Origin of the sequence: Clostridium sp. DFI.5.61 (assembly GCF_024462915.1) — a bacterium.
GTDB classification, from domain to species: domain Bacteria; phylum Bacillota; class Clostridia; order Oscillospirales; family Oscillospiraceae; genus Lawsonibacter; species Lawsonibacter asaccharolyticus.
On the sequence record NZ_JANGBZ010000026.1, the window covers coordinates 16063 to 37986 of the forward strand.

Here is a 21924-nt window from a genome sequence, read left to right on the forward strand (position 1 = left end):
GCCCAGTTTGTTCCGCTGCCCCCTGTGCGGCAGCCCTCTGACGCAGGAGGAGAGGGGCTGCATCTGTCCCGCCCGCCACAGCTTTGATCGGGCGGCGGCGGGTTACGTCCACCTCCTGCCCCCCAACCGGATGCACTCCAAGGCGCCGGGGGACGACCGGGAGATGGTGGCCGCCCGGGCCGCTTTTCTGGAGCGCGGCTACTACGCCCCGCTGCGCCAGGCCCTGGAGGAGCTGGTCCTGGAGGCTTCCGCCCACCTGGAGGGCCCCGTCCTGCTGGACAGCGGCTGTGGGGAGGGCTACTACACAGCGGGGATGTTCCGGGCGCTGGAGCGGGCCGGACACCGGCCCCGGGCAGCGGGGATCGATATCTCCAAATACGCCCTGCGCCGGGCCGCCAAGCGGCTTCCGGAGGGGGAATTCGCAGTGGCCTCCGCCTACCGCCTGCCCCTGGCGGACGCCTCGGCGGACCTGCTGACCAATGTGTTCTCCCCCCTGTCCGCGGAGGAGTTCGCCAGGGTCCTGCGGCCGGGCGGCACCTTCCTCTATGTGGTCCCCTCCGCCCGGCACCTCTGGGAGATGAAGCAGGTCCTCTATTCCCAGCCCTACGAAAACCCCGTCAAGGAAACTCCCTATACAGGCTTTTCCTATCAGCGCATCGTCCCGGTGCGGTATGAGATCACTCTGGACTGCCCGGAGGACATCCGGGCCCTGTTCCAGATGACCCCCTACTGCTGGAAGACTCCCCGGGAGGGGGTGGAGGCCCTGTCCGCTCTGAAGCGGCTCACCACCCAGGTGGGCTTTGACCTCCACGTGTTCCGCCGCAGCCCCGCCTGATCTCTCCCGCCGCCCCATAAAATATGCCCGGAGGCACGTGTGCCTCCGGGCATCCTGCATTTATGCCGCCTGCTCCGGCTGCTCCAGCCCCAGGTTCTCCCGCACCTGGCGGCGGAACTCCGTCAGCTCCGGGTAGTCCAGGAAAAACCGCAGCTTCTCCGCCCACACCGCCTCCGACTCCGGCACGTCCCACAGCACGAAGAAGGCGAAGCTCTCGCTGATGTCCTCCGACGGGTCGGTGGAGGCGTAGCTGCTGACGAAATCCTCCTCATGCCGCAGGAAGAAGTTATAGCTGTCCAGATCCGCCAGCCGGTCATCCAGGTAGCCGGTCCAGAACCGCTGGCAGAAGTCGTCCAGATAGGACCCCTCCCGGCTGACCATTCCGTCCTCGCAGTAGGTCTCCACTGTGGGCTCCCCCCGATAGTCCGCCTGACGGTGGTTCAGGGTGAGGTAGTGGCAGTACTCGTGGAGCACGGTCTCCAGAAAATAGTCCCGGTCCCCCATGTCCGCCGGGTCCAGGCAGATCTCCCACTGGCTCCCCCCGGGGTCGGCGGGCAGCACATAGGCCACCGTCTCCCCCTCGCCGTCCGTAAAGGGCACATAGCTCCGAAAGTCCCGAAAGGCGTCCTTTGGGAGGACGGCCTGCATCGACTCCCACATCTCCTCCAGGTCCTCCCTGGTCCAGGGCCCGTGGGTCAGGTCCAGGGAGTTGGGCATGAGGGTGAGCTCCCCCGCCCCGCCGATCCGGTAGCGGGCCAGGACGTGTTCCTCCGGGTCCGTGTAGCCCCAGCCCAGGTCGTCTCCCCCCAGATACCGGATGGTGTATGCCTCATAGAGCCCGTTCAGTTCCTCCAGCAGCTCCTGCTCCCGGTCCCCCCGCCGATACTCGCCCCGGTCCAGCCGGGCCTGGCGCACCGGTCGGAGCCGCATCCACAGGTCCATGGCCGCGCTCCGCTCCTCCTGGGTGATGACCTCCGCCAGCAGGCCCAGCTGCACGTCCAGCTCCCGGTCCAACGTCTCCTGGTCCGCTCCCGGGGCCGGGGAACACCCCGCCCCAAAGAGCAGGAGCAGGCAGAGGGCGGCCCCGATGAGCCGGTCCTTTCCTCGTCTCATAATTTCTCCCGTCCTCCCGACTGATACAGCAGGGCGTTGCACAGGGCGGCGGCCACCGTGCTCCCCCCCTTCCGGCCCAGAGCCGCGATGGCGGGTATCCCCCGCTCCCGGGCCAGGGCCAGGATCTCCTCCTTGCTCTCCACCACATTGACGAATCCCACCGGCACCGCCAGGATCAGGGCCGGGGACATCGCTCCGGCACGGATCAGCTGGGCCATGCGGATCAGCGCGGTGGGGGCGTTGCCCACGGCATAGATCCCCTCGGGCCAGAGGGCCGCCCCCTGGTCCACCGCCGCCGCCGCCCGGGTGGTCCCGGCCTCTGCCGCCCGGCGGGCCACCTCCGGGTCCGCCATGAAGCAATGGACGCTGATGCCCAGCCGCTCCAGCGCCCCCCGGTTGATGCCGGACCGGGCCATGTTGGTGTCCGTCAGGATGGGGGTGCCGGCCCGGAGGGCCCGGACCCCGGCCTCCACCGCCCCGGGGGTGAACACCAGATTACGGGCGTAGTCAAAGTCCGCCGTGGTGTGGATGGCCCGCTTCACCAGCGGCGCCTGATCCGCAGGCAGGACGATCCCCCGCTCCGCCAGCTCCGCCCCGATGATGCGGAAGCTCTCCGCCTCAATGTCAGCGGGGCGGCTGTGTTCCAGCTCTCTCATGCCTCCTCCTCCCTCCGGCGGCCTGAGATGAGCCACACCGGATTCTGCCCCATCATCAGGTTCAGCCCACCGGCCCCCTTGGACCGGGCCGCCCAGATCTGGGTCACCTGGGCCTCCAGCCCCCGGGCGGCAAAGGCCGCCGCAGCAGCGGACAGGGTCTCCAGGGCGATGGCGCTGACGCACAGGCGGACCCGGGGATTTTTTCCCAGGGCCGCGGCCAGGATGGCGTCCAGCTCCCCGCCGCTGCCCCCCACAAAGACGCCGTCCGGGGCGGGCAGGTCCTCCAGCGCGGCGGGCGCGGTCCCCCGGACCGGCACCAGGTTCCAGGCGCCGAAGCGCGTCCGGTTGGCGCAGATCAGGGAGAGGGCCTCCCCCTTCCGCTCCACGGCGTACACCCGCCCCCGCCGGGCCAGGAGGGCCAGCTCCACCGAGACCGAGCCCGTGCCCGCCCCCACGTCCCAGAGCACGTCGTCCTCCTCCACCTCCAGCAGGGAGAGGGCCGCGGCCCGGACCTCCCGCTTGGTCATGGGGACCTCATCCCGCAGGAAGTCCTCGTCCGGGATTCCGGAGGAGACCGCCGCCCTGGGGCGCTCCGCCCCCTCCACCAGCAGGACGCTGAGGGGGGCGAAGGTCCCCTGGGCAAACTCCGCCGCCGTCCCCCGGGTGATCCGCTCCGCCGGGTAGGACAGCTCCTCACCCACCACTGCCCGGAGGTGGCCCAGCCCGGCATCCCGCAGGGCCTGGCACAGCTCCCCCGGCCCCAGCTCGCCGCCGGTGAGGAAAAACGCCTCCCGCCCCTCCAGCACGGCGGCCACCGGGTCGCACCGGGTCCCGTGGGCGGAGACCAGCTTCCAGTCCTGCCAGGGCCGCCCCAGCCTGGCGGCCAGATACTGGACGCTGGACAGGCCGGGCAGCACCCGGAAGGGGATGCCTTCCTTCTCCAGCAGGGCGGTCAGGGAGCGGGCCCCGGAGTAGAACCCGGTATCCCCGCTGTACAGCACGCAGGGGCGCTCCAGGCCGCTCCGGCGCAGGATCTCCAGGATCTCCGTCCCCTTGGTGGCGGGATACCGGGGCACCTCACGTCCCAGATTCAGCCCCTCCACCAGACGGCGGGCCCCGATCAGGCCGTCCGCCCCCTCCAGAGCCCTGACCGCCTGGGCGGTGAGGGTGGTGGGGTCGCCCAGTCCCATCCCGATCAGCGTCACTTCCATTCTGCTTCCTCCTTATCGGCCTGGAACCAGGCCAGAATGTCCTCCAGGCCCTCGCCCCGGTCCCGGGGGCGGCGGATGACCAGCAGCTCCACCCCCGCAGCCAGGGCGGCGGCGGCCTTCTCCCGGAAGCCGCCCGCCTCTCCCCCGTCCTTGGTCACCAGGAAGCGGATGTGATACTGCTCCATCAGCGCCTCATTCAGGCGCTGGGTGAAAGGGCCGTAGAGGGCGATGATGTTCCGGGAGGGGATGCCCGCCCGGCGGCAGGCGGCCACGCTCTCCTCCGAGGGCAGCACCCTGGGAAAGAGGCGGGCGGGCTCCAGGGCGGCAAAGGCCGGGAGCTCCTTGGCCCCAGTGGCCAGCAGGATGTTCCCCTCCCGCCCCGCCAGCAGCCGGGCGGCCTCCTCCGGGCTGTCCACCCGCAGCCCCTCCTCCCCGCCTTCGGGCCGGAGCAGGCGGCGCAGGGGGACGCCGGCCCGGGCACAGGCCGCCCCGATCTCCCGGGTGGCCTGGACAGCATAGGGGTGGGTGGCGTCCACACAGCGGTGGAAGCCCCGGGAGAGCAGAGCATCCATCTCCCCCCCGGATCTGCGACCCACCAGGACGGACACATCCTCCAGGCCGGCCAGCTCCTCCGCCCCCAGGGGGGTGGCCACGCTGACCCAGACCTGGTGGCCCATGGCCGACAGGGCCCGGGCCAGCCGGCGCCCCTCAGTGGTGCCGCCGAAGATCAGCACCCTCACAGCTCATACCCCCGGGGGGTCACCATCCGGTCTCCGATCCGGCGGGTGGCAGCGGAGCCGATGAATACGGTGGTGAACATATCCACCTGGGCCTCCCGCAGCTCCCCCAGGGTGAGCACCTGGTGCTCCTCCTGGGCACGTCCCGCGTTCCGGACCCAGCCGCACACCGTCTCCGGCCCCCGGTGGACCAGCACGATGTCACAGGCCATGCGCAAATGGTCCCGCCGCCGCCGGCTGGAGGGGTTGTAGAGGCAGAGGACAAAGTCCCCCTGAGCCGCCAGCTCCAGGCGGCGGCGGATGACCTCCCAGGGGGTGAGCAGGTCGGACAGAGAGAGCACCGCGAAGTCGTGCATCAAAGGGGCCCCCAGCACCGCCGCCCCCGCCAGGGCAGCCGTCACACCGGGCACCACCTGGATCTCCACCTCCGGGAACTGGGGGGCCAGCTCCAGCACCGGCCCCGCCATGCCGTACACCCCCGCGTCTCCGCTGCACACCAGGGCGGTGGTCCGGCCGGACCGGGCCCGCTCCAGCGCCGCCCGACAGCGCTCAATTTCTTGGGTCATGGGGGTGGAGAAGTACTCCTTATCCGGGAACTCCCCCCGGATCAGATCCAGATAGACTGTGTAGCCGCACAGCACCTCGGCCTGCTCCAGGGCAGCCCTGGCCTCCCAGGTCATCCACCTGGAGCCGCCCGGACCCAGGCCCACCACATACAGCACATTCATGGCGCTTCCTCCCATCCCGGGGCAAAGGGGGCGGCAGCCAGCGCCGCCGTCACCCCCTCCCCCGCTGTCTTTTTCAGCAGCAGCGGGCCGCCGCTGGCCAGCACCGCCGCCCGCTCGCATACGTTGTCCGTCCCGGTGACCTGACGGACGAAGGGGGAGGGGGTAAACTCCCCCTCCGCCCGGCTCAGCTCCTCCGGGGAATAGGTGCGCAGGGGCAGCCGGCGCCGGCGGCACAGCTCCAGCAGGCCGGGCTCCTCCCCCTTGCGGTCGATGGTGCACACCCCCGCCAGCGCGGCTGGATGGAGCCCCGCCGCCTCCAGCCCGGAGCGGAGGGCCGCCTCCAGCCGTTCCGCCGGGACGCCCCGCCGGCACCCTATCCCGGCCCAGACGATCCTGGGCACCAGCTTCAGGGCGGGCTCCGGCGTGTCCCGGATGGTGAGCTGGACCTGGGCCGCCTCCTGCCCCGCCGGGACCACTCCCGAGGGGCACTCCCCTGCCACCGGCCACTGGGACCAGAAGGCCGCTGTCCCCCCCGCCAGCATCCGGGAGGCCACGGGGCGGATCTTCTCCGGGTCGGGGATGGCGCAGCCCAGGCGGCGGGCCCACTGGTCAAAGGCAAAGATCCCCCGCGCATCGGTAGCGGTAGTGAGGACCGCCTGCCCGCCCAGCAGCCCGGCGATCTCCCGGGCCAGGTCGTTGGCGCCCCCCAGATGGCCGGAGAGGATGGGGACAGCGAACCGCCCCAGCTCGTCCACCACCACCACGGCGGGGTCCCGGGCCTTACTCACCAGATGGGGGGCCACCGACCGGACCGCGATCCCGGCTGCCCCCACAAAGATCAGGGCCTCCGCGCGGCGGAAGGCGGCGGCGGTCCACTCCTCCGCCCGCTCGCCCTTCCGGGTACAGGCGGCGCGGTGCCCGCTCCGCTCCAGGCCGGCCGCCAGCGCGGCGGCCAGCCTCCCACCATTCTCTGTAAAGGAAATAAGCTCCACAGTCATTGGGACGCCTCCCGATAGCCGGTGGAAAACCCGGGGTGGTAGAGCTGGCTGCGGTCATAGGGTCCGGCCAGGATGTCCCCCACCACCACCAGCGCGGTCCTGGAGATCTGGTGGTCCCGCCCGGCCTGGGCCAGTTCTCCCACTGTGCAGCGCACTACCTTCTCCTCCGGCCAAGTCGCCTTATACACCAGGGCAGCTGGAGCATCTGACCGGTATCCCCCCTCCATCAGCCGGGCAGACAGTGCCTCCAGCATCCCGGCGGAGAGGAAGATGACCATGGTGGCCCCGTGCCGGGCCAGGGAGGCGATCTCCTCCCCCTGCGGCACGGGGGTCCGGCCCGCCATGCGGGTGATGATAACGGTCTGGCTCACCCCGGGCAGGGTGTACTCCGCCCCCAGGGCCGCCGCTGCCCCGCAGAAGGAGGACACCCCCGGGGTCACGTCCCAGGGGATGCCCCGCCGGTCCAGGGCGTCCATCTGCTCCCGCACCGCACCGTACAGACAGGGGTCGCCGGTGTGGAGGCGTACCGTCTCCTGCCCCGCCGCCTCTGCGCGCTCCACCGCCTCCAGCACCTGCTCCAGCGTCATGCGGGCACTGTCATAGATCCGCGCGCTGTCCCTGCACAGCCCCAGAAGGGCCGGGTTGACCAGGCTGCCCGCATAGATGACGCAGTCCGCCCCCCGAAGCAGCTCCGCTCCCCGCAGGGTGATCAGGTCGGGCGCACCCGGCCCGGCCCCTACAAAATGGACCATGGAAAAAGCCTCCTTCCCACACGGATCAGAGATACCGCCTGACCCGCTTCCGATACGCCTCGTAGGGTGCGCCGAACTGCTCCCTGCACCACCGCTCCTCCGCCAGGATGATCCAGTGCTCCGAGAGCTGGAACAGCAGGACCAGGGCGGCCAGGAGCCGGGAGCGGGTCAGCAGGACGCACCCCGCAAAATACACGAAATAGGACACATACATGGGGTTGCGGGAGAACCGGTAGAGGCCGTCCTCCCGGAAAGGGCCCGGGGAGGGCCTTCCGAAACTCACCACCGCCCCCGCGCACAGGGCCAGCCCCAAAAGGTACAGGACAAGTCCCGCCCAAAAGGGCCAGGCGCCCTCCACCTCCGCCCGCTGTGCGCAGAGACACACCAGCACCCCGGCGGAGGAGAGCTGATAGACCCAATAGGCCAGCCGTTCCCTGCCCCCCATGGGGGGTATGTGGGCGGCGCGGCCCAGTCCGTCCCTTCCCAGCCGGCCCAGGAGCCCAAATCGGAGCAGCAGGAAGGGGAACAGCAGGAGCAGACCGGACACGCCCATGTCACGGCACCAGAAGGGTGGTGAAGTAGCTGCCGGACTGGGGAGCGTCCTTCAGGCTCTCTGCCGCCTGCTCCCCCGGCAGGCCGCAGTTCTGCACCATGGCCGAGCTCTCCAGCAGGCCCCGGCTCTCCAGCGCCTCCAGCACCTGGGGCAGGGCCCGGCCGGACTTCATCAGCACCTTTGTCCCCGGCAGGTCCAGGGCCTCCTCCAGGGGGAAGCCCCCCGCCGGGACGATGTGGACCGGCAGGTCCATCTCCGTCAGGCTCCGGCCCAGCCGGGCCGCGGCGGCGCAGAAGCTGGGGACCCCCGGGACCCGGACACAGCGGCAGCCCTCCTCCTCCAGCAGCTGGGCCACATAGGCGCTGCTGGCGAAGAGAGACACGTCCCCCAGCACCGGCATGGCCACGTCTGTCCCGCGGTCCAGCAGGGCGCGCACCGCCTCCGCCGCTCGCCGGTGGGCCTGGCGGCGTTTCTCCTCATCCCGGGACATGGCAAAGTCTATAAAGTGTATCTCCTTGTCAGTCAGATCCGCACCCGCCTGGGCGATCTCCAAGGCCAGGGAGTCCCCCGCCGGCGTGCGGGGGACAGCCAGGACGGGACAGTCCTCCAGCACCCGCACCGCCTTCCGGGTCATCAGTTCTGGGTCCCCGGGTCCCACCCCTACGGCGTAAAATGTTCCTCTTTCGCTCTCCATATGTTCAAGATCTCCTTTGCAGTCCCGGTCATCCCCAGCAGGCCCCGGGTATTGGTGAACAGTACGCCGCCGCAGCGGCAGGACGTCCCCGCCCGCCGCTCCAGGTGTGCCTGGAGGGCGGACAGCAGGCTGTCCATGGTCCGGTCCAGCAGGCCGGCCTCCGCCAGGATGTCCAGTCCGGCGTCGGTGGTGGCGCTGCCCATCAGGGCCCGGGCAGTCTCCTGGCCGGCCCCGCACAGGGCCGCGTGGGCGCACAGGATCTCCATGCGGCAGTCCGCCCAGCGGGAGTGGGTGTTCATCACGCCCCCCGCCACCTTCACCAGCTTGCCCAGATGCCCCACCAGGATCAGCTGCCTGATCCCCGCCTCCGCGGCGCGGTCCAGGGCCTCACCGATAAAGTTAGAACACTTTACTATCCTGATATCAGAAGGGATCAGGCCGCTCTCCGCCAAAAAATCGGCCCCATAGTTGCCTGGGGTCAGCACCACCCGGTCCGCCCCCCCCGCCGCCGCCTGGCGCAGCTCCAGGGCGATGGTCTCCACCAAGGCCTGGGCGCTCATGGGCTCCACGATGCCGGAGGTGCCCAGGATGGAGATGCCCCCCTCCACCCCCAGCTGAGGATTGAAGGTCCGGCGGGCGGCCTCCTCCCCCCCAGGGACGGAGATGGTGATCTCCAGTCCCCCGGCGTAGCCCAGGGCCGCCGCCTCTTCCTCCGCCGCCCGGGCGATCATCCTCCGGGGCACCGAGTTGATGGCCGCCTCCCCCACCGGCTGGTCCAGCCCCGGCCGGGTGACCCGGCCCACCCCGGGTCCCCCCAGGATGGCCGTCCCCCCCTCCGCCCTGCGGCGGACCGTGGCCCGGATGGGCAGCCCGTGGGTGGCGTCCACGTCATCTCCCCCGTCCTTCTCTACGGAGCAGGCGGCGGTCTCTCCGTCTGTGACGCAGTCCAGCAGGGGGGCCTCCACCATCCAGTCTCTGGGGGTGTTCAGGGAGATTAGGTCCGGGGCCCGCCCTGTGAGGAGCAGCCGCACCGCCCCCGCCGCCGCCATGGCGGCGCAGGTCCCGGTGGTGCGTCCGCAGCGCAGGCGCTTCCCGCCCGCAGTGATGTAGTGCTCCGGCATCGGCAGCTCCTTTCCCGCGGCATGTCTCTTCTCTCAGGACCCGGCCCGCAGCTCCTCCAGGCGGCGGACATAGAGGGCCTGTACCTGGGGCAGGGCCCCCAGTCCGGTGAGCCGGCAGGACACGGCATGCCCCCGGCTCTGGAGGAGCCTTTTCCAGCTGTCCGGCCCCTCCCCCGCCATGTCGTGGAGGGCGTGATCCCCGGCCACCAGCATCAGCGGCACCAGCTCCACGGCGGGGGCGGTGACCAGCGGCAGCACCTCCTCCACCCTGGGCCGGCCCTCCACCGTGGCCACCACCAGGTCGTCCCGCCCGGCCAGATGGAAGATGCCCTGGAGGGCCGGGTAGACCAGGTCGGCGGATCTGTGGGTCCCGTGGCCCATGAACAGGGTCTGGGCCCCCTCTGCCGGGGGGATCAGGTCCATCAGCGCCCCGCCCAGCTCCCGCAGGTCCTCCGGCGTCCCCAGCAGGGGGCGGGAGAGCCTCAGCGCGGGAAAGCGGCCCTCCCACCGGGCGGCGGTCTCCCTTATTTTATCATATTCCGCGCCCGGGAGCAAATGGGTGGGCACGATCAGGGGGCACTCTATCCCCTCCGCCGCCATCTGCTCCAGGGCACCGGCCACATCCGGGACCGCGATCCCCCGGTCCCCCAGCCGCGCCCGGACCAGACCGCTGGTGTAGGCCCGGAAGAGGGGCAGCTCCGGGGCGGCGGCGGACAGCGCCTGCTCCACCCCCTCCAGGTCCCGGCTCCGGGCCTGGTCCACCGTGCTGCCGAAGCTGACGGCCAGAATGGCTTCTCTCATATCGATTCCTCCCCTTCGTTTCGGATGGGCTGAAAAAAGATGCGCAGGCAGCCCCGGCTGTCCCGCGCCACCTCCGCCTCCACCTCATAGATCTCCCGGAGGAGCTCCGGGGTCAGCACCTCCTCCGGTGTGCCCGAGGCGGCCACGCGGCCAGCCTTCATCACATAGAGCCGCTGGCAGTACAGGGCCGCCAGATTCAGGTCGTGGATGGCCGCCACCACCGTCCGGCCCAGGACCCGCACCAGCTCCATCAGCTGGAGCTGATATTTGATGTCCAGATGGTTGGTGGGCTCGTCCAGAATCAGGCAGGGGGTGTCCTGGACCAGGGCCCGGGCGATGAGCACCCGCTGCTTCTCCCCGCCGGACAGGGTGGTGTAGCTCTGCTCCCGCACCTCCTCCAGCTGGGTGAGGCGGAGCACCCGGTCCACCAGCGACCGGTCCTGCCCATTGTCGGCCTCCAGCAGTCCCTTCCGGGCGTGCCGCCCCATGCGGACCACCTCCTCCACCGTAAAGTCGAAGCCGCTCTCGTGCTCCTGGACCACCACGGCCAGCCGCTGGGCCATCTCCCGGCCGCTCATGGCCAGCAGGTCCTCCCCCATGAGGAATGCCCGCCCCGCTCTGGGGCGGAGCACTTTGTAGAGGTTCTTCAGCAGAGTGGACTTTCCGCTCCCATTGGGCCCGATGATGCCAACGAACTCCCCCGCCTCCGCCCGCAGGCTGATCTCGTACAAGATCTCCCTGTCCCGGGTCCCATAGGAGATCCCCTCCGCAGAGAGCATGGCGCTCCCCTCCTTTTCTTCAAAATTCATAGCGCCGCACCCGGATCATCCATAAAAACAAGGGGGCCCCGATGAAGGCGGTGATGATGCCCACCGGGATCTCCTCCGGCCGGACGGCCAGCCGGGCCCCCACGTCCATCCAGATCATAAAGACGGCCCCGCACAGGGCGGACAGGGGGATCAGGCGGCGGTGGTCCGCCCCCACCACAGACCGGACCAGATGGGGGATGACCAGCCCCACGAAGCCGATGCAGCCGCTCACCGCCACAGCGGAGGCGGTGAGCAGGGCGGAGGACAGGATGAGCACTCCCCGCACCCGGTCCAGATCCACCCCCAGGGTGACGGCGGAGCTGTCCCCCATGAGCATGGCGTTCAGGGGACGGGCCAGGGCCATCAGCACCAGGAACAGGGGCGGAAGGATCAGTGCCAGCAGGGGCAGGTCCTCCCATTTGGCGCTGCCCAGCCCGCCCAGCATCCAGAAGGTGGCCTCCCGCACCGCGGCGTCATCCGGGGCAGTATAGACGAGATAATTGGTAAAGGCCTGAAACATGGCGGAGACCGCCACCCCCACCAGGATCAGCCGGACGGGGGTGACGGCGCCGCCGGAGCGGGACAGGCCGTACACCAGCAGGATGGACACCAGCGCCCCCACAAAGGCGCCGGCGGGGACGGAGAGCCGCCCCATGGGCAGCCACACCCCCACCAGCATGGCCAGCACGGCCCCCAGGGAGGCCCCGGAGGAGATGCCCAGCACGTAGGGTTCCGCCAGGGGATTGCGGGTGAAAGCCTGCATCCCCACCCCGGACAGGGTGAGGGCAGCCCCCACCAGCATCCCCAGCAGCACCCGGGGGGCGCGGAGGTGCCAGACGATATTCTGTATGCTGTCCCGGATACCCTCCAGGCTGATCCAGTCCCCCAGGCCCAGGGGGGTAAGCAGACGGTGGAGCATCACCCGCCACACCTCCGGGAAGGGAATGGTCACCGGCCCCAGGCTGATGCCCAGCACCACGGAGAGCATCAGGACCGCCAGCAGGGCCAGACAGGCCAGCCCGGTATGCGCCCGGACCGCACGGCACAGCCTTTTCATCCCGCCGCGCTCACTGGAAGCAGTCCGGGTGGAAGGACCGGGCAAATTTTTCGATGGTGTCCCCCGTCATGGAGGAGGCGAAGGACTCGCACAGGGTCACCGAGGTGATGCGGCCGTCCCGAATGGCAGGCACGTCCGCCAGAGCAGGATTTTCCTTCAGCTCCTCGATCTTCTCCTCCAGGGAGGTGCTGCCGTAGTCGTTGATGACGATGACCTCCGGGGCCCGTTCCACCACCTCTTCCCAGCTGACGGTGGCCCAGGTGGTGTCCATGTCCTCAAAAATATTGACGCCCCCGGCGTGGGAGATCAGCTTGGCGGTGAAGTTATCCCCGCAGGTGTAGGCGCCCCCCTCCTGGGCCATGTCGTAGACAAAGACCTTCACCGGCTCGGCCCCGGCGACCGCCTCCTCCACGGCGGCGATCTGCTCCTTCATGGCGCTGACGATCTCCTCCGCCCGGTCCTCCACCTGGAAGATGCGGCCCAGATCATAGAAGTCCTGGTAGACCACGTCCACGTCGGCCCCCACGGTATAGCCTTCGATGGAGGACAGGGACATGATGCCGTAGCCGCTGAGGGTGTCGTGGGTGGTGTTGTTCTTCTCGCTGAAAGAGCTGGAGCGGCCGTAGACGAAGTCGGGCTCCAGGGAGAGGATGGTCTCCAGGGAGATGTAGCTCTCCGCCACGGTGGGAATGGCCTCATACTCCTCCCGCCACTGGGGATTGACCTGGGTGTTGTTGTAGGCGGTGGCAATGATCTTGTCCCCTAGGCCCAGGGCCATCAGCTCATCGCCGGCGTTGGGGTTGCAGGAGATGATAGTCTCGGGGACGTGGGTGAAGGTCACCTCCTGGCCGTCCTTGGTGGTCAGGGTGAAGGGGAAGCCGCTCTCCTCCTGGGTGTGGCTGCTGGAGGCGGACTGGGCCGGCTGGCTGGAGGCGGACTGGGCGCTCTGGCTGTCCGTTTCGCCGGAGCACGCAGTCAGGCCCACGGTCAGGGTCATGGCCAGCAGGGCTGCAAGGGACTTCTTTGGGGTTTTCATCTGTTTTTCCTTCCTTTTTTCCGCGGCACGAAAAACACCTCTCTCCAGACATTCTGAAAAGAGGTGTGAGACAACAAAGCACGGTCCCAGCCTTTCCGGCCGCGCCAAATTCTCCCCAGATGATTGGTCCGACCACCCGGGAGTGTCTGCCCTCTCTCGGCAGTATCCTCCAGCAGGCAGGTCTTCCGGCTCGGGTTCCCAGCCTCCGGTCCGCCTTCCCATGGGGCCCCTCCCCACAGTGGCTGATGAACCGGCGCTCACCCATACGGCGGCGGTCCCGCGCGGGCCTCTCACCCGCTTCCCTATTCTCCCGGCCGGCCCTCTCCGGGCCCCGGGCACCTTCTGGCGCTTTGTCGGTCCTATTGTACCGGATACGGCGGCCCCTGTCAATGCGCAGGCAGCGCTTTTGTGAGGCTGATCGTCAGAACAGGTCCGCACTGTTATGGTGAGTCACCATCCCCAGCAGCGGCATTCCCGCACCACACGGGGGAGATCCCCGCCTTTTGAGCAGAAAAAGAGAGACGGGAGTCCCGTCTCTCTTTTTTCCTCGCAGACGATCAGGCGTTGGCCGCGGGGGCCTCCTCCTGGGCGGGAGACATGACCTGCTGCGCGTAGGCTGCGGGGACGTGGATCACGCCCACCGGGCACTCCTTGGCGCACAGGCCGCAGCCCACGCACTTCTCCTGGTCGATATAGGCCAGGTTGTTTTCCACGGTGATGGCCTGCTTGGGGCAGGCCTTGGCGCACTTCATGCAGCCGATGCAGCCGGCGGAACAGGCCTTCCGGGTCTGAGCGCCCTTGTCCTTGTTCTGGCACAGCACCACAGGCTTGCGCTTGTGCTCCGGGATGATGCTGATGATGGCGTTGGGGCAGGCCTTGGCACAGGCACCGCAGCCGGTGCATTTCTCCCGGTCCACCAGGGCCACGCCGTCCACCACATGGATGGCGTCGAAGGCACAGACGCTGACGCAGTCGCCGTAGCCCAGGCAGCCGAACTTACAGTCGCCGTCGCCGCCGTACAGGCCCTTGACCGCCTGGCAGCTGTGCAGGCCCTCAAACTCAAAGCGCTTGCCGGTCTTCCCGCAGGTACCGGAGCAGGCCACCACGGCCTTCATGGGGACGGAGGCGCCAGCCTCCACGCCCATGATGGCGGCGATCTCGCCGGCCACCTTGGCACCGCCGGGGACGCACTTGTTGACGGCGTTGCCGTCCTCCACGATGGTCTTGGCGTAGTCGGCGCAGCCGGCGCAGCCACAGGCGCCGCAGTTGGCGCCGGGCAGGCACCCGGTGATCTGTTCCACACGCTCATCCACCGGGACATACATAAAGATAGAGGCAGCCACCAGAATGACAGCGCCGATCAGGCCGATGACGGTGACGATCAGGACTGCCAGTAAAATCGGATTCATACTCTTTCCTCCCCTCCTAAGCTCAGGCCCCGAAAATGGATTCCACGATGCCGCCGAAGCCCATGAAGGACAGGGAGGTCACAGCCGCAGCCACCAGGGTGATGGGCAGGCCCTCGAAGCACTTGGGGGTGACGGCCTCCTCCACCCGGCGGCGCACGCCGGAGAACAGGACCATGGCCACCAGGAAGCCGATGCCGGCGCCGGCGGCGCAGACGATGCTCTCCGCGAAATCATAGCCGTTGTCGATGTTCAGGATGGTCACGCCCAGGATGGTGCAGTTGGTGGTGATCAGGGGCAGATACACACCCAGCGCCTTGTACAGCGCGGGGATGAACTTCTTCAGCACGTTCTCCAGCAGCTGCACCAGGATGGCGATGATCAGGATGAACACGATGGTCTGGAGATAGCCCAGGTCGCGGCTCGTCCCCTCGGCCCACTCAGGTGAGAGGATGTAGGTATAGATGGGCCAGGTGGCGGCGGTGGCCATGACCATGACGAAGGTGACGGCCAGGGACATGCCAACGGCGCTGTCCAGCTTTTTGGACACGCCCAGGAAGGGGCAGATGCCCAGGAACTTGGCCAGAACGTAGTTGTCCACCAGGATCATGGTGAAGAAAATGCTGGCCAGCTTCAGTGCGAGCTCCATTACGCATTCCCTCCTTCCACGGTCTCAGCGGGCTTCTTCTCCTTCTTGGGCCGGGTGGTCAGCCAAGTGGCCGCCGCCATCATGACGCCGAAGACAAAGAAGCCGCCGGGGGCGCTGGTCATCAGGGTGAAGGGGTCCACGGAGGTGGGGATGACCTGGATCTTGAAGCCCTCAGGCAGGAAGGGCAGCAGGCCGTCCAGGCCGGCCATCCAGGTGCCGGAGCCCAGGATCTCGCGGATGGTGCCCATGATGGTCAGGGTGATGGTGAAGCCGATGCCCATGCCGATGCCGTCCAGAGCGGAATCCAGGATGCCGTTCTTGGAGGCGAACATCTCAGCGCGGCCCAGGATGATGCAGTTGACCACGATCAGGGGCAGGTACACGCCCAGGGCGCTGTCCAGGCTGGGGACATAGGCCTTCACCAGCATCTGGACCACCGACACGAAGCCGGCAATGACGGTGATGTAGCAGGGGATGCGGACCTGGTCGGGGATGACCTTCCGCAGGGCGGAGATGACCACGTTGGAGCACAGCAGCACGAAGGTGGCCGCCAGACCCATGCCGATGCCGTTGGAGGCCATGGTGGAGACAGCCAGGGTGGGGCAGGTGCCCAGCACCAGACGCAGAACGGGATTCTCTTTCAGAAGGCCGTTGGTCAGTACACTCAATCTTTTACTCATTTTCTATCGCACCTGCCTTTCTCAGGAGATCGCGTTGTACGCGGCGATGGCGAAGTTGACGGCGTCATTCACAGCACTGCTGGAGATGCTGGCGCCGGTGATCCGGTCCACCTGCTGGTCCAGGGTGATGGTCTCGGCGGGCAGGCCGGTGTACTGGCTCCAGAAGGACTCGTTCTCGATCTTGGTGCCCACGCCGGCGGTCTCGCCCTGGCTCTGGATCTTCACCTGCTTGATGGTGCCGTCGGGGTCGAAGGCCACCATGACCACCACAGTGGAGCTGTATCCCTTGTCGCTGCTGGTGATGATGGTGCCCACACCGTTGTCGGCGGTGTAGATCTCGGTGACGCCCTCGAACTCGCCCTCCACCAGGGTGAAGCCCGTGGCTTCAGGCAGCAGCTCGGTGCGGGCCGCCTGGGCAGCCGCCTCCTCCGCCGCCTTGATGACGGGGGCGGTGGCGCTGTTGGTGGCGGCCAAGGCGCCGGTGATGACGACGCAGATCAGACACAGGACCACGATGGGCTTGCCGATCTTGTTCCAATTGCTCATTTCGCGGCACCTCCCTTGTTCTTCTTAGGCTTGGAGATCCCCAGCAGATCCTGGCGGGTCAGCACTTCAATGTAGGGGACCAGCAGGTTCATCAGCAGGATGGCGAAGGACACGCCCTCGTTCATGGTGCCGAAGAAGCGGATCAGGCAGGTGATGACGCCCAGGCCGATGCCGAAGACCAGCTTGCCCTTCTCCGTAGTGGGAGAGGTGACATAGTCGGTGGCCATGAAGAAGGCGCCCAGGATCAGGCCGCCGGAGAGCAGCTGATAGATGGGGTCATAGCCGCACAGCAGGCTGAATACCGCCACGGTGGCCAGATAGGTCACCGGGATGGTGGGGCTGATGACCTTGGTCCAGATCAGGTAGATACCGCCGATCAGCAGGGTGATGGCGCAGGTCTCACCCAGCACGCCGCCGTGGTTGCCCAGCAGCAGGGTGACATAGGAGCCCGCGTTCTGGGCGGTCTCCTCCACCGCCAGAGGGGTGGCGGAGGCCAGGGCGTCGATGCCGTTCTCGGGATATGTATAGCTGGTCATGGCGCCGGTGAAGCCCAGGGCCATGGCGATGCGGCCCACGATGGCCGGGTTGGCAAAGTTATAGCCCAGGCCGCCGAAGAGCTGCTTGATGATCACGATGGCGATGAACGCGCCCACCAGGGACATCCACACCGGCAGACCGGCGGGCAGGTTGAAGGCCAGCAGCAGGCCGGTGACCACGGCGGAAAGGTCGCTGATGGTCACGTCCCGGCCCACCAGCTTGCAGTAGGCGTACTCGAAGACCACACAGGCCGCCACGGTGACGGCGGTGAGCAGCAGGGCCTGGAAGCCGAAGATCAGCACAGAGGCGATCAGGGTGGGCAGCAGGGCGATGCACACGCGGCCCATGATCTTGCTGGTGCTGTCCGCGCTGGTGATATGGGGCGCGGCGCTGACAATAAGTTTATTGGCCATCACTTCTTACCTCCATTCTTCATCATGATCTTCGCCAGGGCAATGGAGGGGGTCAGAGGCCGCTTGGCGGGGCAGACAAAGGAGCAGGTGCCGCAGGACATGCACAGGTCGGCATGCAGCTGGTTGAGCAGCTCCACATTGCCCTTGTTGAAGGCCACCACGATGTCCTTGGCCGCCAGCCCCAGGGGGCAGGCGTTGACGCAGCGGCCGCACTGGATGCAGTTGCTGGCCTTGGGCAGCTTGGCCCGCTCCTGGGAGAAGGCCAGGATGGCGTTGTTGTTCTTCAGGATGGGCTGGGACAGGTCCGCCACGCAGGTGCCCATCATGGGGCCGCCGTAGAGGATCTTCCCCGGCTCGGCGGTGAGGCCTCCGCAGAAGTCCAGCAGCTCCTGGATGGGGGTGCCGATGATGACCTCCACGTTCTTGGGCTGCTTGACGATGTCGCCGTCCACGGTGAGGCGCTTGGTGGTCAGGGGCATGCCGGTCTCCAGATACTTGGAGACGAAGGCCACCGAGGTGACGTTCATCACGATGACGCCCACGTCGGAGGGCAGCCCGGGGAAGGGCACCTCCCGGCCGGTGCAGGTCTCGATGAGCACCTTCTCAGCACCCTGGGGGTACCGGCAGGGCAGGGTCTTGACCTCGATGGCCGGGTCGTCGATGGCGGACTTCATCTTGGCAATGGCCTCGGGCTTGTTGCCCTCGATGCCGATGACGCACTTGGCGATGTTCAGATACTTCATCACCTGCTTGATGCCGTTGAGGACGTGATGGGTGTCCTCGATGAAGCACCGGTTGTCGGAGGTGATATAGGGCTCACACTCCGCGCCGTTGATGACCAGCATGTCGATCTCGTCCAGGTTCTTGGGGGACAGCTTCACCGCCGTGGGGAAGCCGGCGCCGCCCAGGCCCACCAGACCGCTGGCCCGGACCGCGTCTACGAAGGACTTCATATCCGTCACCTGCGGGGGGGCGATGGAGGGGTCCACCGTCTGCTGGCCGTCAGGGGTGATGACCACGGCCTGCTGGGCCGCGCCGTTGGGCGCGGTAATGGTGGTGATCTCGGTCACCGTACCGGAAACGCCGGAGTGGATGTCGGCGGAGACGAAGCCCCCTGCCTTGCCCACCACGGTGCCCACATACACCTGGTCGCCCTTGGCGACGGCAGGGGCGGCGGGGGCGCCGATGTGCTGTCCCATGGACAGGACGATCTTGGACGGCAGAGGCATCGCCACCGTCTCAAGGTTGGAAGTCCCCTTCTCGTGGGGCACTCCCGCGCCCTGCGCGGAACGTCTGAGAAAATTGCTCATTCAGATTTCAACCTCCCTGTACTGCATTCTTGGGATCACATTTGTTCTCTTTTTCGTCTGGCGGGTGGGGACTCCCTTTTTACCGGGCTTGTCCAGCCGCCTTCTCTCCCTCCCCAAAAGCATAAAATAAAATGGAACTTGCCGCGGAACTGTGCCCACGCACAACAAAACCCGACCGGTCTTTTCCGCTTTGAAAAAGGCCCCGTCGGTGTCCGCACGGCTCCGGCCCCCTCCCTTTGGACGGGCCGCTCCGCGCTGCATTACGTGCATTATCATACACCCATCTTCCAAAAAACGCAAGGACAGTTTTTGCCTGGATGGGGATCTTTTTTTCAAAAAGGGGTGTTTTTCCATAGAAAACAGCCCCTTCCGTTCCGGTCCGCCGGACAGAAAGGGCCCGGGGTGCGCAGGCACCCCGGGCCCTGTTCCTCGTGTTCAGCAGCCGCAGCCGTTGTTGCAGCCGTTGTTGTTGCAGCCGCAGCCGCAGTTGTTTCCGCCCCAGCCGCCGCAGCAGCACAGGATGATGATCAACAGAATGATCCACAGGCAGCCTCCGCCGCCCCAGCCGTTATTGCAGCACCCCATAATGAGTACCTCCTAATTTATGAATTGCGAGGCCGGCTCAACGCCGCTCTCAATCCTATCTTATGCGGAGGCACGACAAAGGTGTGTCACAGGTACTTCTCAGCAAAGTTTTGCAGCATGACCGCCACCTGGGCCCGGGTGGCGCTCTCGTCCGGGCTGAGGAGCATCAGGTCCGCGTCCGAGCTGGACAGCAGGCCGGCGCCCACCGCCCAGGCCACCGCCTCGCCGCCCCAGCTGGCCACCGCCGCCGCGTCCTCATAGGGGGTCAGGTCGGCCCGCTCTGTCAGCTCCAGACCCAGGTAGTTGGTCCCGAAGCTGTAAAGCAGGGCCACCGCCTCCCGGCGGGTCACTGCCTGCTCCGGGGAGAAGGTATCCTCCCCCGTCCCCGCCGTCACCCCCTGGTCCGCCGCCCAGCTCACATAGGGGGCGTACCACTGGCCTGCCGGCACATCGGAGAAAACGGCGGTGGAGGCGTCCATCTCCCCCTGGGGCGCACCGGCCATGTTGTAAAACACGGTCACGATCATGGCCCGGTCCATGGAGGCCATGGGAGAAAAGAGTCCGTCCCCGGTTCCGGAAAACAGCTGCTCAAAGTAGACATAATCCACTGCGGAGCTGTACCAGTCAGAGCGGGAGACATCTGTAAAGGGAGCAGCCTTTTCTCCACTCTCCGTCTTTTCAAAGCTCCCCTGCACCCCCACCTTGGCCAGGCCGGAGTCCGCGGTGAAGACGGCGGAGGTGTCCTCCCCCACCAGATAGCGGTGTCCGCTCACCAGGGCGGCTCCGGATGCCACCGTCTGGCCCGCAGTCACGTCGATCACCGCCCCGGTGTGGACAACGGTGCCGGCGCCCGCCGCCAGCTGTACCACCGAACCGGTGGGCAGCTTCAGCTGATCCCCCCGGACCATGTCCCGGCTGCGCAGGTCGGCGCTGTAACTTCCGCCGCTCCCCTGCTGCACCCCGTACCCCTGGTTCACCTCGTCCAGCTTCTGGCTGGCCGCCTGATAGGCCTGGATCAGCTTTTCGTCCGCCGCCTTGGTCCCCTGGGCCACCACGGTGGGGATATAGGTGTCATTGAGATAGCTCAGGGAGATCAGGCTGTCCCCTGTGCTCAGGGCCAGCGCCGCCCCGGTCAAGGCCGCGCAGGCCAGCACCGCCGCCGCCGCGCGCACCATATGCTTTCGTTTCATGTCTCCTCCTCACGCTCCTCCCGCTGGGTGATGAGATAGCTCAGCGTCAGCAGGCTGTCAGAAAAATGTACGTTTTCCACCGCCACATCCGGCTGGGAGACGCTGATCTCCCGGTTGGTGAAGTTCCAGATCCCCCGGACTCCCCCGGCCACCAGCCGGTCGGCCACCCCCTGGGCCGCCCTCTGGGGCAGGGTGAGCAGGCCCACGCTGACCTTGTGGGCCGACAGATACTCCTCCAGCTGGTCCACATGGTACACGTTCACTCCGCCGATGGTGGTGCCCACCACGCTCTCGCCCACGTCGAAAGCGGCCAGGAGCTGGAAGCCGTTGCTGGCGAACTTGAAGTTTTCCATCAGGGCCCGGCCCAGGTTGCCTGCCCCCAGTACCACTACGGTGTGACCCTGGCTGATCCCCAAGATCTCCCCGATCTCCTCCCGCAGCAGGTCCACCTTATATCCATAGCCCTGCTGGCCGAACTCACCGAAGCAGAACAGGTCCTGACGGATCTGGGATGCGGTCAGCCCCATGGACTTCCCCAGGGCGCTGGAGGAGATCCGGATCACGCCCTTCCCCTGAAGCTCCAGCAGATGCCGGTAATATCGCGGCAGCCGGCGTATCACCGCCGTGGAAACCTTTGTATTTCTCTTCATCGTGTGATGCTCCATCCTCCGTCGGCGCCCAGGGCGCCTGTCTTTCTTTTCAGTCTACCCCATCCCGGGGCTGTTGTCAATTTCTAAAATCAGGGGCACAGGTCCCCCGCCGCCCGTTCCCTGCCCCGGTCAACGGTCCGTTGATTGCTTTTTTCTCCGTCTTCTGGCATAATGTCGGTTAGAAGGAGGGAGCACGATGGATCAAAAAAAGACCGGTGCGCTGATCCGGGTCCTGCGGCTGGAAAAAGGGCTGACCCAGCAGGGGCTGGCCGAGCTGCTGGGAGTCAGCAACCGGGCCGTCTCCAAGTGGGAGCGCGGACTGGGGTCCCCGGACCTCTCCCTGCTGCCCGCCCTGTCCCTCCAGCTGGGCGTGGATCTGGCCGGACTGCTCTCCGGCGGTCTCCCGGAACCCGACAACACAGGAGGAAGCATGAAACACATTCGATTTTTTGTCTGCCCCCAGTGCGGCGATCTCATCACCGCCACCGGGGAGGCCGCCGTCTCCTGCTGCGGGAGGCGGCTGGAGCCCCTGCCCGTCCAGAAGCCGGACGAGGCCCACAGCCTCCAGATCCATCCGGTGGAGGACGAGTGGTTCATCACCTCCGGCCACCCCATGGAGAAAGGGCACTGCCTGTCCTTTTTGGCCCTGGTCACCGGCGAGCGGGCCACCGTGATGAAGTGCTGGCCCGAGTGGGACCTCCAGCAGCGCATCCCCCGCCGGGGACACGGGATGCTCTATTGGTACTGCACGCAGCACGGCCTGTTCCGACAGGTCCTGTGAGCGGCCGAAGGTCTGAAGGAGAACGAGCGCGGGGGGGGGGGGGGGGGGGGGGGGGGGGGGGGGGGGGGGGGGGGGG

General features: G+C 67.4%; 25 protein-coding genes and 1 riboswitch. Of the genes, 2 read left to right on the top strand and 23 right to left on the bottom strand.

Translation table 11 applies throughout. The annotated features are described in order from the left end of the window. Nucleotides 1–7: 7 nt before the first annotated feature. Complete coding sequence (locus tag NE584_RS12245; protein WP_242850342.1) at nucleotides 8–835, top strand: putative RNA methyltransferase; 828 nt, start codon at nucleotides 8–10, stop codon at nucleotides 833–835. Between the two features lie 60 nt (nucleotides 836–895). Here the strand turns inward: NE584_RS12245 and NE584_RS12250 are convergent, their stop codons facing one another. The 23 genes from NE584_RS12250 to NE584_RS12360 all read right to left on the bottom strand — a co-directional run bounded on the left by NE584_RS12250 (nucleotide 896) and on the right by NE584_RS12360 (nucleotide 21067). Next, on the bottom strand, nucleotides 896–1948 hold the full coding sequence (locus tag NE584_RS12250) for a hypothetical protein (RefSeq protein WP_256182940.1): 1053 nt from the start codon (nucleotides 1946–1948) through the stop codon (nucleotides 896–898). Next, the gene (locus NE584_RS12255) at nucleotides 1945–2604 is read right to left on the bottom strand and encodes a precorrin-8X methylmutase (RefSeq protein ID WP_050624697.1); all 660 of its coding nucleotides are present in this window, start codon (nucleotides 2602–2604) and stop codon (nucleotides 1945–1947) included. Before NE584_RS12255 ends, NE584_RS12250 begins: the two co-directional genes overlap by 4 nt. Next, nucleotides 2601–3815 (bottom strand): precorrin-6y C5,15-methyltransferase (decarboxylating) subunit CbiE, encoded by a 1215-nt coding sequence (gene cbiE, locus NE584_RS12260; protein WP_256182943.1) that lies wholly within the window; start codon nucleotides 3813–3815, stop codon nucleotides 2601–2603. The genes NE584_RS12255 and cbiE overlap by 4 nt, the downstream gene beginning before the upstream one ends. After that, nucleotides 3806–4555: a precorrin-6A reductase gene (cobK, locus tag NE584_RS12265; protein WP_256182944.1), complete on the bottom strand. Its 750-nt coding sequence runs from the start codon at nucleotides 4553–4555 to the stop codon at nucleotides 3806–3808. Before cobK ends, cbiE begins: the two co-directional genes overlap by 10 nt. Beyond that, nucleotides 4552–5280, bottom strand: coding sequence for a precorrin-3B C(17)-methyltransferase (gene cobJ / locus NE584_RS12270; protein ID WP_256182945.1), 729 nt, complete (start codon nucleotides 5278–5280; stop codon nucleotides 4552–4554). Before cobJ ends, cobK begins: the two co-directional genes overlap by 4 nt. Then, the gene (locus tag NE584_RS12275; RefSeq protein WP_256182946.1) at nucleotides 5277–6278 is read right to left on the bottom strand and encodes a cobalt-precorrin 5A hydrolase; all 1002 of its coding nucleotides are present in this window, start codon (nucleotides 6276–6278) and stop codon (nucleotides 5277–5279) included. Before NE584_RS12275 ends, cobJ begins: the two co-directional genes overlap by 4 nt. Further along, nucleotides 6275–7030 (bottom strand): precorrin-4 C(11)-methyltransferase, encoded by a 756-nt coding sequence (cobM, locus tag NE584_RS12280; protein WP_050624693.1) that lies wholly within the window; start codon nucleotides 7028–7030, stop codon nucleotides 6275–6277. The genes NE584_RS12275 and cobM overlap by 4 nt, the downstream gene beginning before the upstream one ends. Before the next feature lie 25 nt (nucleotides 7031–7055). Beyond that, nucleotides 7056–7583: an isoprenylcysteine carboxylmethyltransferase family protein gene (locus tag NE584_RS12285; protein WP_170116230.1), complete on the bottom strand. Its 528-nt coding sequence runs from the start codon at nucleotides 7581–7583 to the stop codon at nucleotides 7056–7058. A 1-nt stretch (nucleotide 7584) separates the two neighbouring features. Further along, on the bottom strand, nucleotides 7585–8277 hold the full coding sequence (gene cobI / locus NE584_RS12290) for a precorrin-2 C(20)-methyltransferase (RefSeq protein WP_108981278.1): 693 nt from the start codon (nucleotides 8275–8277) through the stop codon (nucleotides 7585–7587). Continuing rightward, nucleotides 8244–9398, bottom strand: coding sequence for a cobalt-precorrin-5B (C(1))-methyltransferase CbiD (cbiD, locus tag NE584_RS12295; RefSeq protein WP_256182947.1), 1155 nt, complete (start codon nucleotides 9396–9398; stop codon nucleotides 8244–8246). Before cbiD ends, cobI begins: the two co-directional genes overlap by 34 nt. A gap of 33 nt (nucleotides 9399–9431) precedes the next feature. Further along, nucleotides 9432–10199, bottom strand: a complete 768-nt coding sequence (locus tag NE584_RS12300; RefSeq protein ID WP_256182948.1) for a sirohydrochlorin cobaltochelatase — start codon at nucleotides 10197–10199, stop codon at nucleotides 9432–9434. Continuing rightward, the gene (locus NE584_RS12305) at nucleotides 10196–11008 is read right to left on the bottom strand and encodes an ABC transporter ATP-binding protein (RefSeq protein WP_329737313.1); all 813 of its coding nucleotides are present in this window, start codon (nucleotides 11006–11008) and stop codon (nucleotides 10196–10198) included. Before NE584_RS12305 ends, NE584_RS12300 begins: the two co-directional genes overlap by 4 nt. Continuing rightward, on the bottom strand, nucleotides 10998–12065 hold the full coding sequence (locus NE584_RS12310; protein WP_256182949.1) for an iron ABC transporter permease: 1068 nt from the start codon (nucleotides 12063–12065) through the stop codon (nucleotides 10998–11000). Before NE584_RS12310 ends, NE584_RS12305 begins: the two co-directional genes overlap by 11 nt. Nucleotides 12066–12075: 10 nt before the next feature. Next, complete coding sequence (locus tag NE584_RS12315) at nucleotides 12076–13101, bottom strand: ABC transporter substrate-binding protein (RefSeq protein ID WP_256182950.1); 1026 nt, start codon at nucleotides 13099–13101, stop codon at nucleotides 12076–12078. Nucleotides 13102–13258: 157 nt separating this feature from the next. Further along, nucleotides 13259–13459: riboswitch (cobalamin riboswitch) on the bottom strand. Between the two features lie 199 nt (nucleotides 13460–13658). Then, on the bottom strand, nucleotides 13659–14510 hold the full coding sequence (locus NE584_RS12320; RefSeq protein WP_050624685.1) for an RnfABCDGE type electron transport complex subunit B: 852 nt from the start codon (nucleotides 14508–14510) through the stop codon (nucleotides 13659–13661). 22 nt (nucleotides 14511–14532) lie between these two features. Continuing rightward, nucleotides 14533–15156, bottom strand: coding sequence for an electron transport complex protein RnfA (locus tag NE584_RS12325; protein WP_050624684.1), 624 nt, complete (start codon nucleotides 15154–15156; stop codon nucleotides 14533–14535). Then, nucleotides 15156–15836, bottom strand: coding sequence for an electron transport complex subunit RsxE (rsxE, locus tag NE584_RS12330; RefSeq protein WP_050624683.1), 681 nt, complete (start codon nucleotides 15834–15836; stop codon nucleotides 15156–15158). Before rsxE ends, NE584_RS12325 begins: the two co-directional genes overlap by 1 nt. A gap of 21 nt (nucleotides 15837–15857) precedes the next feature. Beyond that, nucleotides 15858–16382 (bottom strand): FMN-binding protein, encoded by a 525-nt coding sequence (locus NE584_RS12335; RefSeq protein ID WP_108981285.1) that lies wholly within the window; start codon nucleotides 16380–16382, stop codon nucleotides 15858–15860. Continuing rightward, nucleotides 16379–17332, bottom strand: a complete 954-nt coding sequence (locus tag NE584_RS12340) for an RnfABCDGE type electron transport complex subunit D (RefSeq protein ID WP_050624680.1) — start codon at nucleotides 17330–17332, stop codon at nucleotides 16379–16381. Before NE584_RS12340 ends, NE584_RS12335 begins: the two co-directional genes overlap by 4 nt. Continuing rightward, nucleotides 17332–18642, bottom strand: coding sequence for an electron transport complex subunit RsxC (rsxC, locus tag NE584_RS12345; RefSeq protein WP_108981286.1), 1311 nt, complete (start codon nucleotides 18640–18642; stop codon nucleotides 17332–17334). The genes NE584_RS12340 and rsxC overlap by 1 nt, the downstream gene beginning before the upstream one ends. A gap of 435 nt (nucleotides 18643–19077) precedes the next feature. Further along, nucleotides 19078–19227, bottom strand: a complete 150-nt coding sequence (locus NE584_RS12350) for a hypothetical protein (protein ID WP_170116231.1) — start codon at nucleotides 19225–19227, stop codon at nucleotides 19078–19080. An 86-nt stretch (nucleotides 19228–19313) separates the two neighbouring features. Then, entirely contained in the window at nucleotides 19314–20417 is a 1104-nt protein-coding gene (locus NE584_RS12355) for an S-layer homology domain-containing protein (RefSeq protein ID WP_256182951.1), read from the bottom strand. Continuing rightward, nucleotides 20414–21067 (bottom strand): redox-sensing transcriptional repressor Rex, encoded by a 654-nt coding sequence (locus NE584_RS12360; protein ID WP_256182952.1) that lies wholly within the window; start codon nucleotides 21065–21067, stop codon nucleotides 20414–20416. Before NE584_RS12360 ends, NE584_RS12355 begins: the two co-directional genes overlap by 4 nt. 196 nt (nucleotides 21068–21263) lie before the next feature. On the opposite strand from NE584_RS12360, the gene NE584_RS12365 reads away from it, so the two are divergent. Continuing rightward, a complete protein-coding gene (locus NE584_RS12365; protein WP_050624676.1) occupies nucleotides 21264–21848 on the top strand; it encodes a helix-turn-helix domain-containing protein in 585 nt (194 codons plus the stop codon). Nucleotides 21849–21924 lie beyond the last annotated feature (76 nt).

What these genes read in the sequence shown, in the direction of transcription:
- NE584_RS12250 (WP_256182940.1), bottom strand. Translation starts at nt 1,948, where the DNA reads ATGAGACGAGGAAAGGACCGGCTCATCGGGGCCGCCCTCTGCCTGCTC.
- NE584_RS12255 (WP_050624697.1), bottom strand. Translation starts at nt 2,604, where the DNA reads ATGAGAGAGCTGGAACACAGCCGCCCCGCTGACATTGAGGCGGAGAGC.
- cbiE (WP_256182943.1), bottom strand. Translation starts at nt 3,815, where the DNA reads ATGGAAGTGACGCTGATCGGGATGGGACTGGGCGACCCCACCACCCTC.
- cobJ (WP_256182945.1), bottom strand. Translation starts at nt 5,280, where the DNA reads ATGAATGTGCTGTATGTGGTGGGCCTGGGTCCGGGCGGCTCCAGGTGG.
- NE584_RS12275 (WP_256182946.1), bottom strand. Translation starts at nt 6,278, where the DNA reads ATGACTGTGGAGCTTATTTCCTTTACAGAGAATGGTGGGAGGCTGGCC.
- cobM (WP_050624693.1), bottom strand. Translation starts at nt 7,030, where the DNA reads ATGGTCCATTTTGTAGGGGCCGGGCCGGGTGCGCCCGACCTGATCACC.
- NE584_RS12285 (WP_170116230.1), bottom strand. Translation starts at nt 7,583, where the DNA reads ATGGGCGTGTCCGGTCTGCTCCTGCTGTTCCCCTTCCTGCTGCTCCGA.
- cobI (WP_108981278.1), bottom strand. Translation starts at nt 8,277, where the DNA reads ATGGAGAGCGAAAGAGGAACATTTTACGCCGTAGGGGTGGGACCCGGG.
- cbiD (WP_256182947.1), bottom strand. Translation starts at nt 9,398, where the DNA reads ATGCCGGAGCACTACATCACTGCGGGCGGGAAGCGCCTGCGCTGCGGA.
- NE584_RS12300 (WP_256182948.1), bottom strand. Translation starts at nt 10,199, where the DNA reads ATGAGAGAAGCCATTCTGGCCGTCAGCTTCGGCAGCACGGTGGACCAG.
- NE584_RS12305 (WP_329737313.1), bottom strand. Translation starts at nt 11,008, where the DNA reads ATGAATTTTGAAGAAAAGGAGGGGAGCGCCATGCTCTCTGCGGAGGGG.
- NE584_RS12310 (WP_256182949.1), bottom strand. Translation starts at nt 12,065, where the DNA reads ATGAAAAGGCTGTGCCGTGCGGTCCGGGCGCATACCGGGCTGGCCTGT.
- NE584_RS12315 (WP_256182950.1), bottom strand. Translation starts at nt 13,101, where the DNA reads ATGAAAACCCCAAAGAAGTCCCTTGCAGCCCTGCTGGCCATGACCCTG.
- NE584_RS12320 (WP_050624685.1), bottom strand. Translation starts at nt 14,510, where the DNA reads ATGAATCCGATTTTACTGGCAGTCCTGATCGTCACCGTCATCGGCCTG.
- NE584_RS12325 (WP_050624684.1), bottom strand. Translation starts at nt 15,156, where the DNA reads ATGGAGCTCGCACTGAAGCTGGCCAGCATTTTCTTCACCATGATCCTG.
- rsxE (WP_050624683.1), bottom strand. Translation starts at nt 15,836, where the DNA reads ATGAGTAAAAGATTGAGTGTACTGACCAACGGCCTTCTGAAAGAGAAT.
- NE584_RS12335 (WP_108981285.1), bottom strand. Translation starts at nt 16,382, where the DNA reads ATGAGCAATTGGAACAAGATCGGCAAGCCCATCGTGGTCCTGTGTCTG.
- NE584_RS12340 (WP_050624680.1), bottom strand. Translation starts at nt 17,332, where the DNA reads ATGGCCAATAAACTTATTGTCAGCGCCGCGCCCCATATCACCAGCGCG.
- rsxC (WP_108981286.1), bottom strand. Translation starts at nt 18,642, where the DNA reads ATGAGCAATTTTCTCAGACGTTCCGCGCAGGGCGCGGGAGTGCCCCAC.
- NE584_RS12350 (WP_170116231.1), bottom strand. Translation starts at nt 19,227, where the DNA reads ATGGGGTGCTGCAATAACGGCTGGGGCGGCGGAGGCTGCCTGTGGATC.
- NE584_RS12355 (WP_256182951.1), bottom strand. Translation starts at nt 20,417, where the DNA reads ATGAAACGAAAGCATATGGTGCGCGCGGCGGCGGCGGTGCTGGCCTGC.
- NE584_RS12360 (WP_256182952.1), bottom strand. Translation starts at nt 21,067, where the DNA reads ATGAAGAGAAATACAAAGGTTTCCACGGCGGTGATACGCCGGCTGCCG.
- NE584_RS12365 (WP_050624676.1), top strand. Translation starts at nt 21,264, where the DNA reads ATGGATCAAAAAAAGACCGGTGCGCTGATCCGGGTCCTGCGGCTGGAA.